The organism is Polaromonas sp. P1_E12, assembly GCF_056405975.1.
Genome location: NZ_JBFUBB010000008.1, coordinates 110443 through 132252, shown reverse-complemented (window position 1 = coordinate 132252; position 21810 = coordinate 110443). Strand labels below are relative to the sequence as shown.

General features: G+C 63.7%; 22 protein-coding genes. 7 read left to right on the top strand and 15 right to left on the bottom strand.

Annotation, left to right across the window (positions count from 1 at the left end; all coding sequences use genetic code 11):
- The first annotated feature begins 75 nt into the window (after nt 1-75).
- From tsaB to AC1D13_RS20940, 3 genes are read left to right on the top strand one after another with little or no spacing between them, the layout of a single operon-like run.
- On the top strand, nt 76-831 hold the full coding sequence (gene tsaB / locus AC1D13_RS20950; RefSeq protein ID WP_477666941.1) for a tRNA (adenosine(37)-N6)-threonylcarbamoyltransferase complex dimerization subunit type 1 TsaB: 756 nt from the start codon (nt 76-78) through the stop codon (nt 829-831).
- The gene (gene rimI / locus AC1D13_RS20945) at nt 828-1307 is read left to right on the top strand and encodes a ribosomal protein S18-alanine N-acetyltransferase (RefSeq protein ID WP_457282395.1); all 480 of its coding nucleotides are present in this window, start codon (nt 828-830) and stop codon (nt 1305-1307) included. Before tsaB ends, rimI begins: the two co-directional genes overlap by 4 nt.
- Nucleotides 1304-2086: a uracil-DNA glycosylase family protein gene (locus AC1D13_RS20940; RefSeq protein ID WP_477690223.1), complete on the top strand. Its 783-nt coding sequence runs from the start codon at nt 1304-1306 to the stop codon at nt 2084-2086. The genes rimI and AC1D13_RS20940 overlap by 4 nt, the downstream gene beginning before the upstream one ends.
- A 7-nt stretch (nt 2087-2093) precedes the next feature.
- On the opposite strand, the gene AC1D13_RS20935 is transcribed toward AC1D13_RS20940, so the two are convergent.
- The 3 genes from AC1D13_RS20935 to AC1D13_RS20925 all read right to left on the bottom strand — a co-directional run bounded on the left by AC1D13_RS20935 (nt 2094) and on the right by AC1D13_RS20925 (nt 4872).
- Nucleotides 2094-2984 carry a DMT family transporter gene (locus AC1D13_RS20935; RefSeq protein WP_477666939.1) on the bottom strand — a complete coding sequence of 297 codons (891 nt, stop codon included), beginning with the start codon at nt 2982-2984 and terminating at the stop codon, nt 2094-2096.
- Nucleotides 2985-3246: 262 nt separating this feature from the next.
- Nucleotides 3247-4026 carry a hypothetical protein gene (locus tag AC1D13_RS20930; protein WP_477690222.1) on the bottom strand — a complete coding sequence of 260 codons (780 nt, stop codon included), beginning with the start codon at nt 4024-4026 and terminating at the stop codon, nt 3247-3249.
- A 21-nt stretch (nt 4027-4047) separates the two neighbouring features.
- Complete coding sequence (locus tag AC1D13_RS20925) at nt 4048-4872, bottom strand: cupin-like domain-containing protein (protein WP_457282457.1); 825 nt, start codon at nt 4870-4872, stop codon at nt 4048-4050.
- Nucleotides 4873-5143: 271 nt separating this feature from the next.
- Here AC1D13_RS20925 and pyrF point away from each other — a divergent pair, with 271 nt between their 5' ends.
- The gene (gene pyrF / locus AC1D13_RS20920; RefSeq protein WP_477666937.1) at nt 5144-5983 is read left to right on the top strand and encodes an orotidine-5'-phosphate decarboxylase; all 840 of its coding nucleotides are present in this window, start codon (nt 5144-5146) and stop codon (nt 5981-5983) included.
- 707 nt (nt 5984-6690) lie between these two features.
- Here pyrF and AC1D13_RS20915 read toward each other — a convergent pair.
- Entirely contained in the window at nt 6691-7335 is a 645-nt protein-coding gene (locus tag AC1D13_RS20915; protein WP_477666936.1) for an NAD(P)-dependent oxidoreductase, read from the bottom strand.
- 97 nt (nt 7336-7432) lie between these two features.
- Between AC1D13_RS20915 and AC1D13_RS20910 the strand changes: the two genes are divergently transcribed.
- Nucleotides 7433-8359: a LysR family transcriptional regulator gene (locus tag AC1D13_RS20910; RefSeq protein WP_477666935.1), complete on the top strand. Its 927-nt coding sequence runs from the start codon at nt 7433-7435 to the stop codon at nt 8357-8359.
- Between the two features lie 94 nt (nt 8360-8453).
- Here AC1D13_RS20910 and AC1D13_RS20905 read toward each other — a convergent pair whose 3' ends face one another.
- From AC1D13_RS20905 to AC1D13_RS20870, 8 genes are all read right to left on the bottom strand, one after another.
- Nucleotides 8454-8900 (bottom strand): acyl-CoA thioesterase, encoded by a 447-nt coding sequence (locus AC1D13_RS20905; protein ID WP_457282388.1) that lies wholly within the window; start codon nt 8898-8900, stop codon nt 8454-8456.
- 27 nt (nt 8901-8927) lie between these two features.
- A complete protein-coding gene (locus AC1D13_RS20900) occupies nt 8928-9899 on the bottom strand; it encodes a dipeptidase (RefSeq protein ID WP_477666934.1) in 972 nt (323 codons plus the stop codon).
- 73 nt (nt 9900-9972) lie between these two features.
- On the bottom strand, nt 9973-10737 hold the full coding sequence (locus AC1D13_RS20895) for an ABC transporter ATP-binding protein (RefSeq protein ID WP_457282456.1): 765 nt from the start codon (nt 10735-10737) through the stop codon (nt 9973-9975).
- 23 nt (nt 10738-10760) lie between these two features.
- Nucleotides 10761-11609, bottom strand: a complete 849-nt coding sequence (locus AC1D13_RS20890) for an ABC transporter ATP-binding protein (protein WP_477666933.1) — start codon at nt 11607-11609, stop codon at nt 10761-10763.
- Complete coding sequence (nikC, locus tag AC1D13_RS20885) at nt 11606-12520, bottom strand: nickel transporter permease (RefSeq protein WP_477666932.1); 915 nt, start codon at nt 12518-12520, stop codon at nt 11606-11608. Before nikC ends, AC1D13_RS20890 begins: the two co-directional genes overlap by 4 nt.
- Nucleotides 12517-13611, bottom strand: coding sequence for an ABC transporter permease (locus tag AC1D13_RS20880; protein WP_477690221.1), 1095 nt, complete (start codon nt 13609-13611; stop codon nt 12517-12519). The genes nikC and AC1D13_RS20880 overlap by 4 nt, the downstream gene beginning before the upstream one ends.
- A 13-nt stretch (nt 13612-13624) precedes the next feature.
- Complete coding sequence (locus tag AC1D13_RS20875) at nt 13625-15229, bottom strand: ABC transporter substrate-binding protein (RefSeq protein ID WP_477666975.1); 1605 nt, start codon at nt 15227-15229, stop codon at nt 13625-13627.
- A 687-nt stretch (nt 15230-15916) separates the two neighbouring features.
- Complete coding sequence (locus AC1D13_RS20870; RefSeq protein WP_477690220.1) at nt 15917-16747, bottom strand: UPF0149 family protein; 831 nt, start codon at nt 16745-16747, stop codon at nt 15917-15919.
- 118 nt (nt 16748-16865) lie between these two features.
- Here AC1D13_RS20870 and AC1D13_RS20865 point away from each other — a divergent pair, with 118 nt between their 5' ends.
- Nucleotides 16866-18593: an FMN-binding glutamate synthase family protein gene (locus AC1D13_RS20865; protein ID WP_477690219.1), complete on the top strand. Its 1728-nt coding sequence runs from the start codon at nt 16866-16868 to the stop codon at nt 18591-18593.
- On the opposite strand, the gene AC1D13_RS20860 is transcribed toward AC1D13_RS20865, so the two are convergent.
- Nucleotides 18567-18962, bottom strand: coding sequence for a tautomerase family protein (locus AC1D13_RS20860; RefSeq protein WP_457282381.1), 396 nt, complete (start codon nt 18960-18962; stop codon nt 18567-18569). The genes AC1D13_RS20865 and AC1D13_RS20860 overlap by 27 nt on opposite strands.
- A 105-nt stretch (nt 18963-19067) precedes the next feature.
- Here AC1D13_RS20860 and AC1D13_RS20855 point away from each other — a divergent pair, with 105 nt between their 5' ends.
- A complete protein-coding gene (locus AC1D13_RS20855; RefSeq protein WP_477690218.1) occupies nt 19068-19973 on the top strand; it encodes a LysR family transcriptional regulator in 906 nt (301 codons plus the stop codon).
- Here AC1D13_RS20855 and AC1D13_RS20850 read toward each other — a convergent pair.
- Both AC1D13_RS20850 and AC1D13_RS20845 read right to left on the bottom strand, forming a co-directional pair.
- A complete protein-coding gene (locus AC1D13_RS20850) occupies nt 19924-20370 on the bottom strand; it encodes a putative toxin-antitoxin system toxin component, PIN family (protein WP_477690217.1) in 447 nt (148 codons plus the stop codon). The genes AC1D13_RS20855 and AC1D13_RS20850 overlap by 50 nt on opposite strands.
- A complete protein-coding gene (locus AC1D13_RS20845) occupies nt 20367-21797 on the bottom strand; it encodes a THUMP domain-containing class I SAM-dependent RNA methyltransferase (RefSeq protein ID WP_477690216.1) in 1431 nt (476 codons plus the stop codon). Before AC1D13_RS20845 ends, AC1D13_RS20850 begins: the two co-directional genes overlap by 4 nt.
- Nucleotides 21798-21810: the final 13 nt, after the last annotated feature.

The window sequence follows — 21810 nt, the reverse complement described above, 5'->3', positions numbered from 1 at the left end:
CCTCCGGGTACTCGCAGATTGCTATGAATTTAATAGCTGCTTGCGCCTGATATATAAGGGCTTGAGCCCGATTTAATGCCTGAACTTGTGAAATTCCTCGCTTTTGACACCAGCACCGACCGCATGTCCGTGGCGCTGACCGACGGTGCGCACGTCTGGCAGCACAACGGCCCAGGCGGCGCGCAGGCTTCCACCACGCTGATCCCCGCCATCCTGGCGTTGCTGGCCGAGGCTGGCCTGGCGCTGGGCGAGCTGGATGCCATCGCCTTCGGGCGCGGCCCCGGCTCCTTTACCGGCCTGCGCACCGCCTGCGCGGTGGCGCAAGGCCTGGCCCTGGGCGCCAACCAGGGTGCCGGTATTCCCGTGCTGCCTGTCGACACGCTGATGGCTGTGGTCGAAGAAGCGCGCTTTCAGCAGCAGGGTGATGGCGAAGCGTCCCTGCGCGTCACCGCGCTGCTGGATGCGCGCATGGACGAAATGTATGTGCAGGGTTTTGAGTTCAGCGGCGGGCACTGCCGGGCGCTCGGCGAATGCGTGCTGGTCCGGCCTGAAAACCTGGTGCCGGACACTGCGGCCGGTTTGTTCGCGGGCAATGTTTTTGCGGTGTACGCCGGGCGTTTGCCGGGCAGCCTTGCGGCATTTGCGCAGGCCGAGGCCTTGCCCACAGCCACCGCCATGCTGCGCCTGGCGCCGCAACTGGCTGCTGCCGGGCAATACGTCAGCGCCGACCTCGCCCTGCCACTCTACGTTCGCGATAAAGTAGCGCTGACCACCGAAGAGCGCGACCAGGTCAGGGCCGCCAAGCTGGCCGCCGCTCCACCCCTTTCATGAACGCCATCCTCAAGCCCCTCGAAGCCCAGTTCGAAGCCATGACACCTGCATGGCTGGATGAGGTGGTGCGCGTGGAAAAAACCGCGTATGGCCACCCCTGGACGCACGGCAATTTCAACGATTCGCTCAATGCCGGCTACCAGGCACAACTGCTCACCGCCGGCAATGCGCCCGACGCCGTGCTACTGGGCTATTTCGTGGCCATGAAGGGCGTTGACGAAGTGCACCTGCTCAACATCACCGTGGCCCCCGAACACCAGCGCCAGGGCTGGGCCCGCATCATGCTGGATGCGCTGGCCCTCTGGTCGCGCGGGCAGGGCGCGCAGTGGCTGTGGCTGGAAGTGCGCGTGAGCAATGTGCGGGCCAAGGCCATCTACGAACGATACGGCTTTCGCCATGTTGGCACGCGCCGCAACTACTACCCGGACGGCGCTTCCACGCGCGAAGATGCGGTCGTCATGAGCCTGGCGCTATGAGCCTGGACCTCGACAAACGCCAGCGCGCCATGCTGCGCGAAATGGGTGTGCGCGTGTGGCTGCCGGTTGCCGCTGCGCCTGTTGAAACTGCCACTGCTACTGATTTGGTAGCTGCTGGCGCACGGTCAGTAACGCCTGCAAGTGAATTTGATCAAAAAGTCAGTGCGCCTTCCACGTCCGCTGCACCGCGAGAGGCTGCGCCGCTCGTGCGGCCTGTGCAGGCGCCGGTTCGCCCGCAGGTCGAAGTGCGCGAAACCGCTGTACCCGGCACAACGGCTGCGTGGCGGATGGGCGACGCGCAAGCCCTGTACGCTGACGCCGCCCATGCCGAAGGCGCGCGCTGGCTGGTGCTGGCCGAAACGCCGGCGGCTGCGCTGCAGCGGCAGTCTTTCAACCCCTTTGAAGGCGATGCCGGCAAGCTGCTCGACAACATGCTGCGCGCTACGCGCCTGCACAAGGCCGGCATGGTGCTGCTGGCCCCGCTGGTCCGGCAGGCGGCATCCGGTGCGGGCGCCGGCCTGCCTGAAGCGCTGCCCGCCCTGGTGGCCAGCGCGCAACCCGATGTCGTGCTCGTCATGGGCCGCCTGGCCGCGCAGGCGGTGTTGCAATCGACAGAGCCTTTCGGCAAACAGCGCGGCCAATTGCACAGCCTGCATGGAGCCCGCATGGTCGTGACCTACGACGCCACCTATTTACTGCGCAACCCGGCCGACAAGGGCAAGGCCTGGGACGACCTGTGCCTGGCCATGAGCTTGGTCGTTACTCCCGGCGTCGCCTGATTTTCCTTCAGGCCTTTTCAGGTACTGTGCGGCTGGGCGCCAGCACTGAAGCAATCGCCACCACCATCAGCACCACGGCAGCCCAGTCTTGCCAGTGCAGCACTTCGCCCAGGCCCAGAGCGCCTGAAAACACCCCGAGGACGGGAATCATCATCACGCTCAGCGTGGAAGCCACCGGCGGCAGCGCGCGCGCCAGCGTGAACCACGCCGCATGCGCGAAACCGAAGATCAGCACCGCGTTGTAAAGAATCGCGCCCCAGGTCGTGGGCGAAGGTGCCTTCCACTGCGGCATCTCAAACACGACACCCAACATGGTCAGCATCACGGCAGTCATCACCGTCATCCAGAACGACAACGTCAGCGTCGCGGCCGGTATCGTGGTCTTGCGCAGCAGCTGCGTGCCCAGCGCCCACACCGCGGCCGCCACCAGCGCGCACAGCACACCCAGGGGGCTGCCCGACAGGTTGGTCATTTCATTCCATAGCAGCAGCGCCACGCCCAGTGCAGCAGCTGCCACACCCAGCCAGTTGCGGGGCTTGAGCTTCGCGCCAAAAAACCACGCGCCCAGCAGCGCCGAAAAAATCGGCATGGTGTAGCCCAGAATCGCCGCGCGCCCGCTGCTGAGGTTTTTCACGGCGAGGATGATCAGTGCATGCCAGACAAACATGTTGGCCGCAGCCAGCCAGAAGAGCTCACGCCACTTGCCCCGCGGCACCCCAAACGGCACCTTCAGCACCACCATGGCAATGCCCAGCACCGGAATGCCCAGCCAGATCGACATCGCCCGGAACGTCAAGGGTGGAAAGTCCGCAATCCCCAGTTTCATCACCGGCCAGTTCAGGCCCCAGACGAGGGTGAGCAGAACCAGCAGGATGAGTTGGCGTTGCGAGAGTTGCATGGAGTTATTGTGCCCCCACGCTTTTCACTTCGTGTAATGCGCTGCCCCCCGAGGGGGCCGCCCGCCTGCGGTCTGGCGAAGCCAGTCCCGCGGCTCATGCTGGGTTGAAGAATTCTTTGGGCACTACCACAGAGGGTATTTCGCCAGCGGGGGCCGCGGGTCCGGCTTCGCCGGCTCCAGGCGCCGCCCCTTGAGGGGGAACAGGCTACACGCTACGCGCAGTGAGCTGGGTCTGGCATGGCTGCGCAACACGGGTTGAACACTACGCCGCTTCTGGCTCAGCGGCAGACCCTGTTCGTGCGGGCACCCCGTCGTCTTCTGGAATGGCGTAGCGTGGTGCCAATGCTGCAAGCGACCTCAATACCGGGACGGGGACCCAGCGAAATAGCGGCGTGAGCCAGGGATAGGGCACTCTGGATTTCAGAATGGCGCCGTAATCACACGAGGCTTCGTGGGGGAAGTAGTTCTCACGCACGGCCACAAGCTCACAAAAGCCCTTGCCGTGGTAGTAGCGCAGCTGTGGATCAACCGGCAAACCGGCCCGCGTAGCCTGTGCATAGGCCTCTACCGATGCGCCTGGTTTGCGCTGCAAATGACGCCTGAGCCCGGGCATGGGAGAGCCCAGAAACACTTCGCGATTGCCGCATTTCACCGCATACAGATAGTTAAAGGCGATCAGCTGCAAGGCCGCGCCGGCATCCACGCTGGTCAGGCTGATGCCGAACAGGCAGCGGGAGGCGTGCTTGTTCGTTGGCACCTTGCCGTCCAGAGCGGCACTCTTTTGCCAGTCGCCCGGGTTGACCCACTCTGCCTCCGTGGTGGGCTTGCAAAAGAGCGACGCCAGCAATTCACCCGTTTCTGCGCAAAATGCACCCCCGCTCAAATCGGGATGCGCGGCAATGCGTGATCGAAAGTCTTCTGCGGTGGCTTGCTGCTCTTGCGTCCATTGCTTGCGCTCCAGATCCAGCAAGGCTGGAATATCGCCAATACGCAAATTGCGGGTGATGTAGCTGCGCTTTTTGATGGTCGGTTTGGTTGTCATGGGTAACGGTATGCGTGGGTGTTAAAGGAGTTGACTGCCCGGAACGTCGGGGACTGGTGGCGGGTGTGCGGTACCCGAATGGCAGGCGCAATTGCGAGTGCCCAAGGGCTGGAAGTCATGCATCAGCTGCACAGCACCTGTGGTGAGCCACAGCCGGGTGACCCGGGCCTTGTTGCCGAAAAATCCGCTCAGAAAAATGCTGGCTTGCAAATTCACCACCTCATGCCACCAGCCATGAGGCACGTAGATGGCATCACCCGGATACAGATCGACGGCAAACAGTGCGTCTGTTGGCACATCGCTTTGTGCCAGGTCGCGCATGCCCACCGATGCCAGCTTGGCCCAGCGGTCATACTTAGTTGACAACGCACCCAGGTGTTCCACGGTGCCGGGGCGTGCCAGGTAAAAGCGTTTGACTCCGCGCGTGAGCACCGCCAGGTTGTCCAGCAAGTCGTAATGCAAACCCGTGTGTGCACCTTGCGGGCCAATCCATGCGCTGCTGGAGACGATGTTGCCTGGCGGGAATAATGCGTCTTGCTGCACGTCCTGGCGCAATGAGGGTATCTCCTTGAGCAGATCAAACTCTTTGAGGTAGCCGATATGCGAGCCTTCTTCCTGCGCGGCTGTCTGCAACTCCAGCTGTGCCACATAGCGGTCAAGTGTGGACGTCACAAACCGGGTACTGGACCTCTCCCGATTCCCCACTACCAAGGTCACAGGCCTGGCCCCGCCCAGATGGGCAAGGTGCTGAAACGTCCAACGCTCCAGCGCGGCCCAGTTGCGCCCCATGCCCCGCAAAACAACAGGGCCATGACCTATCCACTCATGCCCCCGGGGGGACACCATCTCTGGCACAGCCCCGAGCCTGGAGCGAGGTATTCCTAGCGGGCATTCGCCTTGGGTAATCCACAAATTCACAACGACCTTCAGCACTTGCAATGCGGTGATCGTAAAAATCCACTGTGAAATCCTGATGACGCTAGCGCTTGTTTTTTTGTTGCATCGTGTAAAACGCCGGACAGGTAGCCGCTGGAGACAATCGCGCGTTTGGCATACAGGGGGTTTTCCATCGGGGCCCGGTGCAAGCTGCGGAGATGGTGGGAGCTTAAAATGGGACATGACTTTTCTCGACATGCTGGGCGCCGCAGAACGCCAGAACCGCTCCATGCTCTGCGTCGGCCTGGACCCTGAACCTACGAAATTCCCCGGCAAGCTCAAGGGCGATGCCAACAAGATCTACGATTTCTGCGCGGCGATTGTTGACGCCACCGCCGACCTGGTGATTTCCTTCAAGCCGCAAATCGCCTACTTCGCCGCGCACCGCGCCGAAGGCCAGCTTGAACGCCTGATGGAACACATGCGCCGCGTGGCGCCGCAAGTGCCCATCATCCTGGACGCCAAGCGCGGCGATATCGGCAGCACGGCGGAGCAATATGCCAAGGAAGCCTTTGAGCGCTACGGTGCCGACGCGGTGACGCTCTCGCCCTTCATGGGGTTTGATTCGGTCGCACCATATTTGAAGTACGAAGGCAAGGGCGCATTTTTGCTGTGCCGCACCTCCAACCCCGGCGGCGACGATCTGCAGAACCAGCGCTTCGCCTCGATTGAAGGCCAGCCGCTGTTGTACGAGCATGTGGCGCGTCTGGCGCAAGGTCCCTGGAACCTCAATGGCCAGTTGGGCCTGGTGGTGGGGGCGACTTATCCGGCCGAGATCGAGCGTGTGCGTTCGGTGGCGCCGACCTTGCCGCTGCTGATTCCGGGTGTGGGGGCGCAGGGTGGCGATGCCGTCGCGACCGTCAAAGCGGGCTGGCGGGCCGGCGCGCCAATCATCGTGAACTCGTCGCGTGCGATTATCTATGCCTCTTCGGCGGATGATTTTGCGGAGGCTGCGCGGCGCGAGGCGGTGAAGACTCGGGATATGTTGGAAGCGGCTCGGGGTGAGGCTCTGAAGCTGTAGTCTTTCTTGTTCCAGCGCTTTTTGCTGAGGGTTGCTGGCCGGGGGTTGCCCGGCATGCAACTCACTTTTCTTTGCTTCGCCAAAGAAAAGTAAGCAAAAGAAAGGCGACCCTGGTTCCTGCGTCCCTTCGCCGCGCTACGGGCAACCTGCGGTGCTCGGTCCAGCCGGGGTCAAAAACAACTCGCTTCGCTCAAACAAGTTTTTGCCCTGATCCGTCTGGCCCTGCGCTCCTCGGCGCATCCACAAGGGCCAATCGGGAGCGGGGACAAAAATACAAAATCAACACAAATACCAACAAGGACTCGCCACGGCGAGTCCTTGTTTCTTCAGGTATTCGGATTCCTGTCTTCGGCTGTTGGTATTCCTTCTCCCCATCCCTTCTGTATGCGCCGAGGAGCGCAGGTTCAGGCGGATCAGGGATCGCGATTGTCTGAGCGAAGCGAGTTCGAGCGAGACCCCGCCTGAACCGAGCACCGCAGGTTGCCCGTAGCGAAGCGGAGGGTCGCAGACAGCAGGGTCGCCTTTTCTTTTGCTTACTTTTCTTTTGGCGAAGCAAAAGAAAAGTGAGTAGCCGCCGGGCTACCCCCGGCCAGCAACCCTCAGCAAAGACCGCAAACACCGAAACAACAACAACCAAAAAAGAAAATAGCTATTAATTTAGGAGCTGCCTGCGCCCGTCCCTATTGGGCGTAAGGCCAATAAGACGATTAATTGGCAACCGTGAACCGGCGCCGAACATGCCGCGCGTTTTCAATCTCGTCCACGATGGCCACAGCCAGGTCAGGCACCGAAATACCGGCCGGCTTGTCACCCTGGCCAGGCAGCAGGTCGTCCGCACCCAGCCGGTATTTGCCGGTGCGCTCACCGGGTGCCAGGCCAATGGGAGGCGAGACAAAGCTCCAGTCCAGTGAGGTTTCGAGCTTGAGCTGGTTCAGCGCCTCGCGTGCGGCGAGCGCGCCCTGCTTGTATTGCGCGGGAAACTCCGGCGTGTCCACGAGTTGCAGGCCGGGCGCCACATACAGGCTGCCGGCGCCACCCACCACGAGCAGGCGTTTGACGCCCGCCTGCTTGACGCCATTCACGATGGCTTTGCTGGCCTCAAGGTGCAGGTCGTGGATTTTCGGCTCGCTCCAGCCGGGGTTGTAGGCGCTGATGACGGCATCGTGGCCCGCCACGGCTTTGGCCACCTGGCCGGCATTCAGTGCGTCGGCGGCGACCACGGTCAGGCCGGTTTGCGGGTTGACCTTGCCAGGGTTGCGGGCCAGTACGGTGACCTTGTGGCCGCGGCTCAGCAGTTCGGAAAGAATGGGTGCGCCGATAAAACCTGTGGCGCCGATCAGTGCGATGTTCATAAAAACTCCTATGGGTAAAAGAGTCTCTAGTTTCATTACTTCACAACGGCCTGAATAGACGGCAAAATTCGCTAACACTGTGAAGTAGAGCTAACTAATGAGCGATAAATCCATGGACCAGCTCAAGCGCATGGCCATTTTTGCCGAGGTGGTTGCCAAAGGGTCCCTGACCGCGGCTGCTCGGCAGCTGGGCATGACGCCTTCGGCCGTGAGCCAGCATTTGCGGCAGCTTGAGCAGTCGCTCGGCCTGGCCCTGCTGCACCGGTCCACGCGGCGCCTGACGCTGACAGAAGCGGGGGAGCGCTACCACGCCGGTTGTGCCGCCATGGTGGCGGCTGCGCGCTCGGCGGAACAGGCGCTGGTGCGGCTGCGCGACGAACCCGAAGGCGAGCTGCGCCTGGCCGCGCCGGCCGGCTTTGGCAGCCTGCTGGCAGCGGCGCTGGCGCCGCTGCGCGGCTACCCCCGGCTCACGCTGCGTCTGCTGCTGGACGACAAGCTGGTGGACCTGATCGGCGAACGCGTGGATATCGCGGTGCGCGTGGGGGAGTTGGCCGACTCCAGCCTGGTGGCACGCAAGCTGGGCGATATGACGCGCCAGCTCTGCGCCTCGCCGGCCTACCTGGCCGAACGCGGCTGGCCCGCCACGCCGCAGGATTTGCTGCGCCACGACTGGCTGGCCAGCAAACCCAACAGCAGCAACAGCGCGGACATGCTGGAGCTGCTGGGCCCGTCCGGCGAACGCGAAACCCTGAGGCTGGAAGGCCGGGTGCAGGCCTCGCAGGTCACGGCGCTGCATGCGCTGGCCATAGCCGGCTGGGGCATCAGCATGGGTGTGAGCGAGGACGACCGCAAAGCGATGGCCGAAGGCCGCTTGCTGCCGATACTGCCGGGCTGGCGCATGGCGGATGTTCCGGTCTACGCCGTCACGCCGCGGCGCGGCGAGCAGCCGGCCAAGGTGCGGTACACGCTGGAGTTGCTGGCGGCCTGGTTCGTAGGTGTCAGGCCTGTTACGGACGCGGCCTGAGCACCAGCCCGCCCAGCATCACACAAGCCAGTGCGGCCGTCAGGTCAAGGCGCATCAGGCGTTGCTTCGCATCCGGTAGCGTTGTGCGGCGGGCTCAGGTCAGTTGCATGGAGCGCGCGGCATCCAGGTGCGCCTTCACACGCTGGGCCAGTGCGACGTCGCCGGGGGTCTCCGGCCGCCATTCCTGGGCGGGCAAGGCCTTGCCGTCCAGGTCCACCGCGACAAACACCACCAGGCATTCGGTGATGACCTGCATCTGCCCGACTTTCATGTCGCCGGCGCGCACTTCCACCGAGATGTTCAGGCTGGTCGTGCCGGTGTAGGCCAGGCGGGCTTCGACTTCGACCAGGTCGCCGATCATGATGGGACGCTGAAAACGTATGCTGCCCACCGACACGGTGACGCAATAGCGCTTGGCCCAGCTGGTGGCGCAGGCGTAGCCGGCTTCGTCAATCCATTTCATGACGGTGCCGCCGTGCACTTTGCCGCCGAAGTTGACGGTACTGGGTTCGGCCAGGAAGCGGAGGGTGATGGAGGACATGGGGGCTGCCGGTGTGTTGTGGGTTGTTCAGGCGTGCTGCCAGGCGACGGCGGCGACACGCATCATATTGTCGCCCATCACGCCCTCTACCTCAGTTGCGCTCAGGCCCACCCGGCGCAGCGCTTCGGGCAGCAGTTGCCAGGTTTCAACCGGCGTGTAAGTCATGCGCTGCACGGCGCGGTCGTAGCCGGCCGACCTGGGCCACCAGTAGGTGGGGTCATAGTCGCCCGGCGGGTTGTCATTGAGCTCATCCTGCCGGAAGCTGATGTCCAGGCCGATGCCCGCATGCTGCGCGCCGACCAGGCCCGCCACATGGGCCACATGCCGCGCCATATCGTCAGCCGTAGGAGTGCGCGTACCCAGGAATGCAGAGACGCCCGAGACGCACACCACCCCGCCGGTTGCGGCGCAGGCGCGTATTTGCTCGTCGGTGATGTTGCGCCCGTGCTCGACCAGCGCCAGCGGGTTGGCGTGGCTGAAGATCACCGGCTTGGCCGAGGCGGCCATGATGTCGAGGCTGCAGCGGCGGCCGGTATGGGAGCAGTCCATCAAGAGGCCCGCCTCATTCACGGCCTGCACCATGCGCACACCCAGCGGCATGAGGCCGCGTGCTTCGTCGTGGCAGCCGTCGGCCACGCTGTTGTTGCGGTTGTAGGCGAAATGGATTTGCCGCACGCCGAGTTCGCGGTACAGGGTCACCATCTCGGGCCGCTCCTGCAAGGGCATCGCACCTTCCAGGTCAAAGCCGATGGCAAGCTGGCTCGCCGCCGCGGCTTCGCGGATCTCGTCCACGCTGGATACCAGCCGGTAGCGCCCGGGGTTCGCGGCGATCTTCGCGCGGAAGGCCGCAATGACCGCCATGATTTGCGCCACCGGGTTCATGTCCATGCCGACATTGACGGATACATAGTTCACGCCCGCGGCGCGCAACGCGTCCATCGGCGAAAAATCGGCTGCCGGGTGCAATGGCAGGCAGGCGTGGGCTTCCCAGTGGATCATGGCGTGGCGTGTGGTGTTGAAGAGAAATTAAAGCATGCGGCGCTGCGGCGCGCCAGACCTGCCTGGTAACGATTTACGCCGTAGCGGACACGTCGTCCGCTGCGCGGCGTTTGAACCCGGTGGAAGCCTCCATCAGGCTCAGCGTATAGGCATTCGTGACTTTGTGTGCCGCCAGGTCGGCCGCAGGCAGCATCTCCACCGTCTGGCCGCGCTGCATCACCATGAGCCGCTCGCACAGGTGGGTGACGACGGCCAGGTCGTGGCTCACCATGATGAAGGTCAGGCCGCGCCGGCGGCGCAGTTCCTCGAGCAGGTTGAGCACCTCGGCCTGCACTGAGGCGTCCAGTGCCGAAGTGGGCTCGTCCAGCAACAGGATTTGCGGCTCGAGGATCAAAGCGCGCGCAATTGCGATGCGCTGGCGCTGCCCACCCGAGAGTTGGTGCGGGTAACGGAAGCGAAAACCCGTGCCCAGGCCGACTTCTTCCAGCGCACGTTCGATGCGCGCTTCCGCATCGCTGATGCCGTGGATGGCCAGCGGCTCGGCGAGGATGCGGTCTACGGTGTGGCGCGGGTGCAGCGAGCCGTACGGGTCCTGGAACACCATCTGCACCTGCCGCCTGAAGGCCTTGCTGCCGGGCGCGCTGTCCTGGCCCAGCAACCTGACCGTGCCGGCCGTGCGCGGCGCGAGCCCGCAGATGGCGCGTAGCACGGTGGATTTGCCGGAACCCGATTCGCCGACGATGCCGAAGCTTTCGCCGGGGTTCACGATGAAGGAGGTATCGGCGACGGCGACAAAGCTGTCGTACACCACGCGCAGGCTGCTGACTTCCAGGCCCAGCGATGCGGATGAAGCCACTGGGTTCACAGCGCCCACTCCGGTTGCCTGTCCAGCGTCGCCAGCGGATGCGTGGACGCGCCCAGCTGCGGCAGACAAGCCATCAGGCCGCGTGTGTACGGGTGCTGCGCATTCGCCAGGCCGCCGGCGGCCAGCTCTTCCACCACCCGGCCGGCATACATCACCAGGATGCGGTCGCAAAAGGTGGACACCAGCCGCAGGTCGTGCGAGACCAAAATCAAGCCCATGCCGCGCTCGGCCACCAGCGTGTCGAGGATGGACAGCACCTGTAGCTGCACCGTCACGTCCAGCGCCGAGGTCGGCTCGTCGGCGATCAGCAGGTCCGGGTCGGCAATCAGCATCATCGCGATCATCGCGCGCTGACCCATGCCGCCCGACACCTCATGCGGATACAACTTGTAGACGCGCGCCGGGTCGTCGATGCGCACGGATTCGAGCGCGGCCAGTGCGCGCTTTTTGGCTTCGGCCGACGAGACGCGGGTGTGGGCCTGCAGCGTTTCCACGATCTGTGCGCCTATCGTCATGACGGGGTTCAGCGAAAACTTCGGGTCCTGCAGCACCATGGCAACACGGCCGCCGCGCAGCGCACGGCGTTGGGCGGGCGGGCAGTTGAGCAAGTCCACACCGGAAAATTCGAGACGCTTGGCGCTGATGCGGCCTTCGGGTGCGGTCAGGCCCATGATGGCGCGGCCGGTTTGTGATTTGCCCGAACCCGACTCGCCCACGATGCCCAGGCGCTCACGGCCCAGCGTGAAGGACACGCCGCGCACCGCCTCCGTCATGCCGCCGTCACGGCGCGGAAAGCTGACGCGCAGGTCGTCAACCACCAGCAGGGGAGCGTTGGCGCCCGTCATTTGGCGGCCTTCGGGTCCAGCGCATCGCGCAGGCCGTCACCCAGCAGGTTGAAGGCCAGGCTCACGACAAAAATCGCCGCACCGGGCGCGGCCGCCACCCACCACTGGTCCAGCACATAGAGGCGGCCGTTGGCGATCATCGCGCCCCACTCCGGCATGGGCGGCTGCGCGCCCAGGCCCAGAAAACCCAGCCCGGCGGCGGTCAGGATGATGCCGGCCATGTCCAGCGTGACGCGCACGATCACCGACGACACGCACAACGGCATGATGTGGCTGAGCACGATGCGCCAGGGGGAGGCGCCCAGCAATTGCACGGCCGCGATGTAGTCGGTCTGCCGTATTGTCAGTGTCTCGGCCCGCGCCATGCGCGCATAGGGCGGCCAGGAGGTGATGGCGATGGCAATCACCGCGTTCTGGATGCCGGGCCCCAGCGCCGCGACAAACGCCAGCGCCAGGATAAGGCGCGGAAACGCCAGAAAAATATCAGTGATGCGCATCAGCACTGCGTCGATCCAGCCGCCGGCATAACCGGCCACAGTGCCGACGATGAGGCCGAGCGGCGCGGCCAGCACCGCCACCAGAATCACCACCATCAGCGTGATGCGCGAGCCGATGATGATGCGTGAGAGGATGTCCCGCCCCTGGTCGTCGGTGCCGAACCAGTGTGCCCACGAGGGCGGCAGCAGCCGTGTGGTGCGCAGGTCGCCGGTGTAGGCCGAATACGGCGCGAGCAGGTCGGCAAAAATCGCCACGAGGACCAGACCCAGCACGATGAAGAGGCCCAGCATCGCCAGCCGGTTGCGCGAAAAATCGTGGCAGCCGTGGTACATGCGGCCCATGAAAGCCTGGCGGCGCGAGGCAGGGCGGTCGGTGTTCAGCCAGTCGCGCAAAGATGCAACCTTTGAAGTCATCGGATTCGCGTCCTTGGGTCCAGCAATTTGTACAAGACATCTGACAATAAATTCAAACCGACAAAGATCGACCCCACCACAATCGTGCCGCCCAACACCGCGTTCATGTCGGCGTTCTGCAGCGAGTTGGTGATGTACAGGCCCAGCCCCGGCCAGGCAAAGACGGTTTCGGTCAGTACCGAGCCCTCGAGCAGACCCGCGTACGACAGCGCGATCACCGTGACCAGCGGCACCATGGCGTTGCGCAGCGCATGGCGCCAGATAATGCGCGACTCCGACAGGCCCTTGGCGCGCGCAGCAATCACGTATTCCTGGGCGAGTTCGTTGAGCATGAAGGAACGCGTCATGCGGCTGATATAGGCCAGCGCGAAATAGCCGAGCAGCGAAGCCGGCAGGATGAGGTGCGAAAACACATTGCGAAAAGCCTCCCACTCGCCGGTCATGGCCGTGTCGAGCAGCAACAACCCGGTGATGGGCTTGAGTGTGTATTCATAACTCACGTCAATGCGGCCCGGCCCGGAGACCCAGCCCAGCCGCGCATAAAACACCACCAGCGCCATCAGCCCCAGCCAGAAGATGGGCACCGAATAGCCCACCAGGCCGATCACGCGCACCACCTGGTCCACCAGCTTGCCGCGCCGCACTGCGGCCCAGACGCCCAGCGGCACGCCCAGGCCCGCGCCTATCAGGATGCCCAGGCTCGCCAGCTCCAGCGTGGCCGGAAAGGCGCGCTTGATGTCCGTCATCACCGGGTTGGCTGTCAGCACCGAGACGCCGAAGTCGCCCTTGAGCACCTTGCCGATGTAGATGTAGAACTGCTCATACAGCGGCTTGTCCAGCCCCAGCTCCTGGCGCGCCCGCTCGATCACATGCGCCGGCGCGCGGTCGCCCACGATGGCCAGCACCGGGTCGATCGGGATCACGCGGCCGATAAAAAACGTGACCGCGAGCAGGCCCAGGTAGGTGAGCAAAATCACCACCAGGAAGTTGCCAAAGCTTTTGGCGTGCGGCGTCAAGCGCTGGCCTGCCGTGCGTGTGGCTACCGCGCTGAGCGGTGCCACGCCGGCAGCCGTGGGGTCGGGGATGGCCAAAGTCGTGGAGCTATCAGCGCTTGGAGGCGTTGAACATGTAGTTGGTGTCGAAGGTGGGGCCCAGCTTCAGGCCGTCCACGTTGGTGCGATAAGCCGCCACCTCGGTCTGCTGGTAGAGCATGACAAAGGGGCTGGTCTTGCGGAACTCGGCCTGCAGGTCCTCGTACATCTTCTTGCGCTTGCCGGCGTCGCGCTCGAGCACGGCGGCATCCGACTGCTTGGTCAGCTCGGGGATCGCCCAGGCGTTGCGCCAGGCCAGCGGCTTGGCCTTGGCATCGTCGGCGTTGTCGGGGTTGCGCGTGAAGGTGTCGGCGTTCGAATGCGGGTCCCAGTAGTCGGCGCCCCACTGGCCGATGTACATGTCGTGGGTGCGGGCACGGTACTTGGTCAATGTTTGCTTGCCGTCACCGGGAATGATCTCGACGTCAATGCCGGCCTGCTTGGCTGTTTGCTGGAAGGCCTCGGTGATGCCTTGCACCGGCTGGATGGTGCGCATGTCGATGGTGACCTTGAAGCCGTTGGCCAGGCCCGCTTTGGCCAGCAGCGCCTTGGCCTTGGCCACGTCGAGCTTGTACGGCTTGACGGTGCTGGCGCCCAGCAGGCCCTGCGGCAAGAAGTTCTGGTTGATCACGCCGATGTTCTTGACCAGCGTGTCGCCGATCGCGTCGTAGTCGACCAGGTATTTCAGGGCCTCGCGCACCTCGGGCTTGGCCAGGTTGGCGTTCTTCTGGTTCAGGCTGATGTAGTAGACCGTGCCTTTGGGCGTGGAGGTCATCTTCACGTCCTTGTTGGCCGAGAGCGCCGCGATGTCCTGCGGGCTCAGGTTGCGGGCGATGTCGATGTCGCCTTTTTCCAGCAGCAGGCGCTGCGTGGCCGATTCCTTCACGTGGCGGTAGATCACGCGGGCCAGTTTGGGCTTGGCGCCGTAGTAGTTGTCGTTGCGTTCCAGCGCCACGATTTCATTGGCACGCCATTCGCGCAGCTTGAGCGGGCCGGAGCCGGCGTAATTGGTTTTCAGCCAGGCGTAACCCCAGTCACCGTTGACCTCTTTCGATTGCACCAGCTTCATGTCGACAATGCCGGCCACGTTGGCCGTCAGGCAGTTGAAGACAAAGGTGGGTGCATAAGCCTTGTCGGTTTCCAGGGTCACCACGGTCGGGCTGGTGGCCTTGATCTTGTCCTTGACGTTGGTCTTGGAGAAACCGAACTGGGTCAGGATGAAAGCGGGGGACTTGTCGAGCATCACGGCGCGCTGCAGCGAATACGCCACTTCTTCAGCCGTGAGCGGATTGCCGGAGGCGAACTTGATCCCGGGCTTGAGCTCGAAGGTATAGGTCTTGCCGTCGGCCGAGACGGTCCAGGATTTGGCCACGTCGCCCACCAGTTTGGACGGGTCGTTCACATCCAGGCGCAGCAGGCGGTCATAGGTGTTGCCCATGATTTCGCCGGCGGACAGCTCAAAGGCCTCGGCCGGGTCCATGGTGATGATGTCATCGAAACCGAAGGCCAGCACCAGGGTGTCTTTGGGCGTGGCGGCCAGCACGGCGCCGGCGCTGCAGGCCAGCATGGCGGCTGCGGCAGTGGCGCAAAGAACGCGGCGGCTGAGGTGGGGAAGCATGTGGTTCAAGATGATTTCCTTCGGTTGGACAGTCAAACAAACATTGCGCCTGACCGCTTGTGGCGGCCGCGCCCGGGGGTCTCAGGGGTGAGCAGGAATCATGCCCATACCGCTGGTGGTTGCCGCCGGTAACTTGTACATACAAGTCAGGGACCTGTTCACGGTCCAGGGCGACTGATGCATTCTGCGCCGCCGACCGCGCGCGTCAAGACCCGGGTTTTCCGCGATTGCTGACTTCATGAAAACCGGCGGTCCGGCGGCGGACCGCCTGGCCGTCGCCTATGTAGCCAACACCGTTGCCCCAAAAAAGTGTCCAGAAGCCGCCTTCCAGGGTGAAGCGTTACGACCTGCTGCTCGGCGGAATATCCTGGTGGACAACCGGCTGGACTCTGCGGGTTTTACCGGTGTTTGTTGTTGCTATTAAAAGCATAGCTGCTGGCGCCCATCCATATTGGGCTTAAGGCCGAAACCTCCCCTGAAAACAGCCTGAACCGGGTCTGGTTTCAGTTTGGGGGGAAGTCCCTTCTTCTGGCGTGCGTTCGGGGGGGGGGGGGCGTGGGCCTTGTTTTTTCGGGTCAAAAGTGGCTAGAGGCCAATTAAATCGGGCGCGACAAGCTATGAAATTGATAGCGATTATTCAATGCGCCCGAATCCGGCAAAGGACACATGCCGTCAGATCACCGGCCTTTACCCCGCCCCGTGACATTTCTTGTACTTCTTCCCGCTACCGCAATAACAAACGTCGTTGCGCCCGGGCGTGGCCTCCACCCGCACCATCTCGACTTTGGGGCCCATGGTCTTCCACAGCTCACGCAGGTCATACACCGCCCAGATGGCCTCGCCAAACGCGTTGAGCCTGGCAATGCTGGTGCTGGGTGTGCCGTCTTCGCTGAGGGGTGACACCTCGGGCGGGGCGTTGTCGTCTTCGGTCATGGCGACCACGGCCTGCAGGGCGCCATCGAGCCACCTGGCGGCGTCTTTGTCACGCGGCGCCATCCACTCGTCGGGCCAGCTTTCGACGGCAAACATGAAACCCAGCGCCCAGACCTGCGCGAATGCGGGCAGGTCTTCGCCCTTGAAGGCGGCACGTTCGTCGGGCGGCATGTCGGCCACGGCGCCGCGTATGTCCATGACCTCGGGGTGGTAGCAGTTGTCGTCTTCGAGCGAGTCCACTTCGGCGTCCAGCGCCGTTTCGACTTCCTGCCAGCGCTGGTTCCAGAGCATGAGGAAGCGCTCACGCTGCGCCTCGCTGGCGAACGAGCCGCCTTCCGGATCCGGTGCCTCGCCCTCAGCGGGGACGGCGAGCAGCACGGGCAGGTATTCGGCTGCCTCGATGGGCCGGCGCGAGCAGATCACGGCGGCCATGAAGCCTTCGCAGAATTCCCACTGCGGTGTTTCGTCGTAACGGATGCGCAGGTCGTCGAGGATGGCATCGAGCTCGTCGAACGCCTCGACTTCCAGGAAAACCGGCTCCGGCGAGGGCTTAGAGGGGATGACGGATTTGGGGGTTGGCTTCATGAAAAAAACAGTTCTGAGCGTCACGTGAGGCTCTTATGATGCAAAGTGTATCTGGCGCGTCGCGGCTGCATGCCTGTGTTTTGTGCCCTTTTGTGACCCCTCCCACGGAAGCCCCGTCATGTTTCTTCAGCGCCTGGATGCCTGGTTCCCCGTCCGTTACACCTTTATGGCCCTGTGCGGGCTTGCTGCGCTGCTGGGGCTGCTCGGCCTGATGGTTTTTGGCGTCGGGAAGCTGGCCCTGGTATCCCTGGTGGCCGGCGTGGTGCTGGTGTGCGTGGGCGTGCGCGACTTGCGGCAAACGCGCCATGCCGTGCTGCGCAACTACCCGGTCATCGGCCACATGCGTTTCCTGTTTGAGTACATCCGGCCCGAAATGCGCCAGTACTTCATCGAAAGCGACAGCGAGGCCACGCCATTTTCACGCGCCCAGCGCTCGCTGGTGTACCAGCGCGCCAAGGGCGAACCCGATAACCGGCCGTTCGGTACGCAGCTCGACGTGGGCGCGCAGGGTTATGAATGGGTCAACCATTCGATGTCGCCGACCAAACTGCCAACCCACGACTTCCGCGTCTGGATAGGCGGCACGCCCGATCACCCGTCGCCCTCGGTGGAGCCCTGCACGCAGCCTTACCACGCCAGCGTGTTCAACATCTCGGCGCTGAGCTTCGGATCGCTCTCGGCCAATGCCATCATGGCGCTGAACAAGGGCGCCAAACTCGGCGGCTTCGCGCACGACACGGGCGAGGGCTCGATCTCGCAGCACCACCGGTTGCATGGCGGTGACCTGATCTGGGAGATCGGCTCGGGCTATTTTGGTTGCCGCAACGAGGACGGCACGTTCAGCGAAGAGCGCTTCGCCGCCAACGCATGCGACCCGCAGGTCAAGCTGATCGAGCTCAAGATGAGCCAGGGCGCCAAGCCCGGCCACGGCGGCATCCTGCCCGGCCCCAAGGTCACCGAGGAAATCTCGGCGGCGCGCGGTGTACCGCAGGGCAAGGACTGCATTTCGCCCTCCAGCCACAGCGCATTTTCCACGCCGGTCGAGATGATGCATTTCATCGCCAAACTGCGAAAGCTGTCGGGCGGCAAGCCGACGGGCTTCAAGTTCTGCATCGGACACCCGTGGGAATGGTTTGCGATTGTGAAAGCCATGCTGGAGACCGGCATCACGCCGGATTTCATCGTGGTGGACGGCGCCGAGGGCGGCACGGGCGCTGCGCCCGTCGAGTTCACCGACCACGTGGGCGCACCGCTGCAAGAGGGCCTGCTGCTGGTGCACAACACGCTGATCGGCGTGAACCTGCGCAGCCGCGTGTCCATCGGTGCCGCCGGCAAGGTGGTGAGCGCTTTTGACATGGTGCGGCTGATGGCGCTGGGCGCCGACTGGTGCAATGCCGGGCGCGGCTTCATGATGGCGCTGGGCTGCATCCAGGCGCAAAGCTGCCACACCGGCAAATGCCCGACGGGCGTCACCACACAAGACCCGGTGCGCCAGCAGGCACTGGTGGTGCCCGACAAGGCCGAACGCGTGCGCAACTTTCACCGCAGCACGCTGCATGCGCTGCAAGAACTGGTGCAGGCCGCGGGCCTGTGCCACCCGCGCGAAGTCAACGCGCATCACATCGTGCGGCGCCTGACCGATACCGAGGTGCGGCTGCTGAGCAACCTCATCATGCAAGTCGAGCCCGGTGCGCTGCTGGGCTCGCTGGAAAAGCAGAACACGGTCTTCAGCTACTACTGGCCACTGGCCAGCGCGCACAGTTTTCGCGCCAACGGCGCCGCGATGCAGGCACCCGCCGGACCCGATGGCGCCGCGACTTCAGGCACCCGCGTCGCAGTGGCCTGAATACGCCTGGCCACGGCCAAGCGACCAGTCGATCGGCGAATTTTCCGTCAGCGCGATCATGATGTCGTCCGGCGAAAAGCCGGCGGCGACCGCCTTAGCGACCACGCGGGCGTAGAGCTCACGCTTGCGCGCGTCGTTGCGGCCACCCAGAAAAGTGATTTCCACAATGCAGGCGCCGGCCGAGCGGCTCACGTCCGGAAACGTCGGATCCAGGATCATCGCGTCGGGCTGGAAACGCGAAACCAGTTGAAACCGGTCACCGGGCGGCACACCGCATGTCTCAACCAACCCCTGGTGAACAGCATCAGCAAGGGCCATGATGAACTCCTGCGAAAGGTGCGCGGGCACCGAAATACGGGCGAGTGGCATGGTCAGGACTCCTTGAAAATGTGGAAATCCGACTTTATAGAGACCAAAAATTAGATAAATATGCACATTGGTCAGTCATTGCGACTGAAAACGACATAATGAGGGATGCAGTACACCGATGACATCGCCATCTTTGTTCGCACGGTGGATTTAGGGGCATTTGCTGCGGCCGGCAAAGAGGCGGGGCTCACCGCTTCGGCGGTCGCGCGTATCGTGTCGCGGCTCGAAAGCCGGCTTGGCGCCAAGCTATTGCATCGTTCAACACGGCGGCTTGTACTCACGCAGGAAGGCGAAACCTATCTCCACCATGCCCGCGCGATCATTGCCCGGGTTGAAGAAGCACAGGCCCAGATCGGGGCGGTCAAGGGCCGCCCGCAGGGCTTGATTCGCATCAATACCGGTACCGCTTTTGCGAAACACAAGCTGGTGCGCCTGCTGCCGGAGTTTCAGGCCCTATACCCGGATATTTCTGTCGCACTAACCGTCGGTGATCAGCGCATAGACCCCCTGCTCGACCAGACCGATGTCACCATCCGGGTAGGCCCCTTGCAGGATTCCGGACTTGTGCTGCTGCAGCTGGGAACTGTTCATCGCGTCATGGTCGCCAGCCCAGGCTACCTGGCCAGGCACGGAGTTCCGCAGCATCCCCGTGAGCTTCTCGCGCACAACTGCCTGCAATTAAGTGGATTCACGCGTCTGGCGGAATGGCCGGTGCTGGAGGACGGCAAGCGTGTCATGCTGCCGGTCAAAGGTTCCATCACATGCGACAGCGCCGACCTGCTGCTTGACCTGGCCCTGGCCGGCGTTGGCATTGTCCGCCTCGGTGATTTCCTGGGGGAACAGGCGCTCGCTGACGGACGGCTGGTGCCGCTACTGACGACGCTCCACGACAGCGACCCGACGCCCCTGTCAGCCCTGGTTCTTCCCGGCCGGCAGAACATTCCTCGCGTACGCGCCTTCCTCACCTTCCTGAAGGCTGCTTGCCGTCAGACATCGAGCGCTGCACCCTGACGCCGAGGTTGCCGAGCCGTTTGGTCATGGAGAGAACATGCCGGTCCTTGCTGAGCAGCAAGGCCTTGCCGGCCACCGCCAGGTCGATGAACTTCTGGTCGTCGGGGTCGCTGCAAGTGACACCGGCCTTGGCTGCCACATCCGTCAGGCGAGCATGCCGGTCAAAGGCAGCGAGCACGTCACCGGCGCTTAATTCGTAAAACGCCAGGCGGGGAATGATTTGCGGATAAGCCAGCACGCGCTCAAGTTCGTCGCGCATGGCCTGCGTGGCCAGCCAGTCGAGCTCGCCGGCCTCCAGCGCTTTTTTCAGTGGCTGCGCTACCGCATCGTTGAAAACAAACACGTCGAGGACGATGTTGGTGTCCAGCACGACAGGCTGGCGCACTGAGGCCGTCACGCCGCCGGCTCGTTCGGTGGGGTGGGGGTGGCTGCGCCGGGCTTGCCGCGTGCGGAGCCCGCCACCATGTCAAAGCGGAACAGGCGGCATTCGATGGGGCCGTTCCACATCGGCACGCGCCGCGATTCTTTCAGGCGCATCTTGCCCGGCAGTTTGAGGTCGGGCGTGAGCACGTGAGCGGTCCAGCCGGCGTAGTTTTTCTTCCAGTGCGCGGCCAGTTGCGGAAAAAACTCCGTCGCTTCTTCGCCCCAGGCGTTTTGTGCCTGTTCGCGGCCGGGATTGGCCGAGCGGTCGCGCGATGTCTCGAAGGCGGGTTCTTCACGTGTGTCACCCCGATCACCGCTGTCCCGGTTCAGCGGCTGGCCGAATTCGTCAATGGGTTGGTTGCGGTGGTCCTGCTGCACGCGTCCTTCGGCATGTCCTTGCTGGCGGCGCTGGTCGCGTCCCTGCAGGCCGGTGATGCCGGCCACGCCTGCCACATCGATCCGTTCGCCGTAAGGCGGGTTCACCAGCATCACGCCCGAAGGCGCAGGTGGCATACGCTGCAGCGCGTCGCCGCCGCGGAATTCCACCGCATTGGCCACACCGGCACGTTCGGCATTGCGCTCGGCAAAGTCAACCATGCGGAAAGACACGTCGCTGCCGAACACCTTGGCCGTGGGCTCGGTGATGGCGGCTTCCGCCTGGTCGAGGAGGCCGTCCCACACGTGGCCCTGAAAGGGCAGGTATTTCTGAAAGGCAAAACGGCGGTTGATGCCGGGTGCGATGTTGCACGCGATCTGCGCGGCTTCAATCGCGATGGTGCCCGAGCCGCAGCAGGGGTCATAGAGCGGCACGCCTTCTTTACAGAGCTGATCCCATCCGCTGGCGGCAATCATGGCGGCGGCCAGGGTTTCCTTCAGCGGGGCATCACCCTTGTCTTCGCGCCAACCGCGCTTGAAGAGCGGCTCACCCGAGGTGTCGATGTAGACCGTGACGGTGTCCGTCGTCAGGTGCACGTAGACGCGCACGTCGGGCCAGCGCGTGTCGACGCTGGGGCGCACGTCGTCGAACTTGGCGCGAAAGCGGTCGGCGATCGCGTCTTTGATCTTCAGCGCCGCGAAGTTCAGGCTTTGCAGCGGGCTGTGCTGGGCGGTGATCTCGACCTTGAAGGTCTGCTTGGGCGTGAACCAGATTTCCCAGGCCACGTTGGCAGCAGCGTTGTAGAGGTCTTGCTCACTGCGGTACTGGTTGTGCTGCAGCTCGATCAGTACACGCTGCGCCAGCCGGCTGTGCAGGTTGAGCTGCAACGCGTCGCGCCACGACGCCTGCAGCTGCACGCCGGCGCGCCAGGCTTTGCCGTCGATCCCGGTGACACGCTTGACCTCGGTGGCCAGCAGGGTTTCGACGCCTGCGGCGCACGGTAAAAACAATTGGAGTTGATTCATGACTGACTTTGAG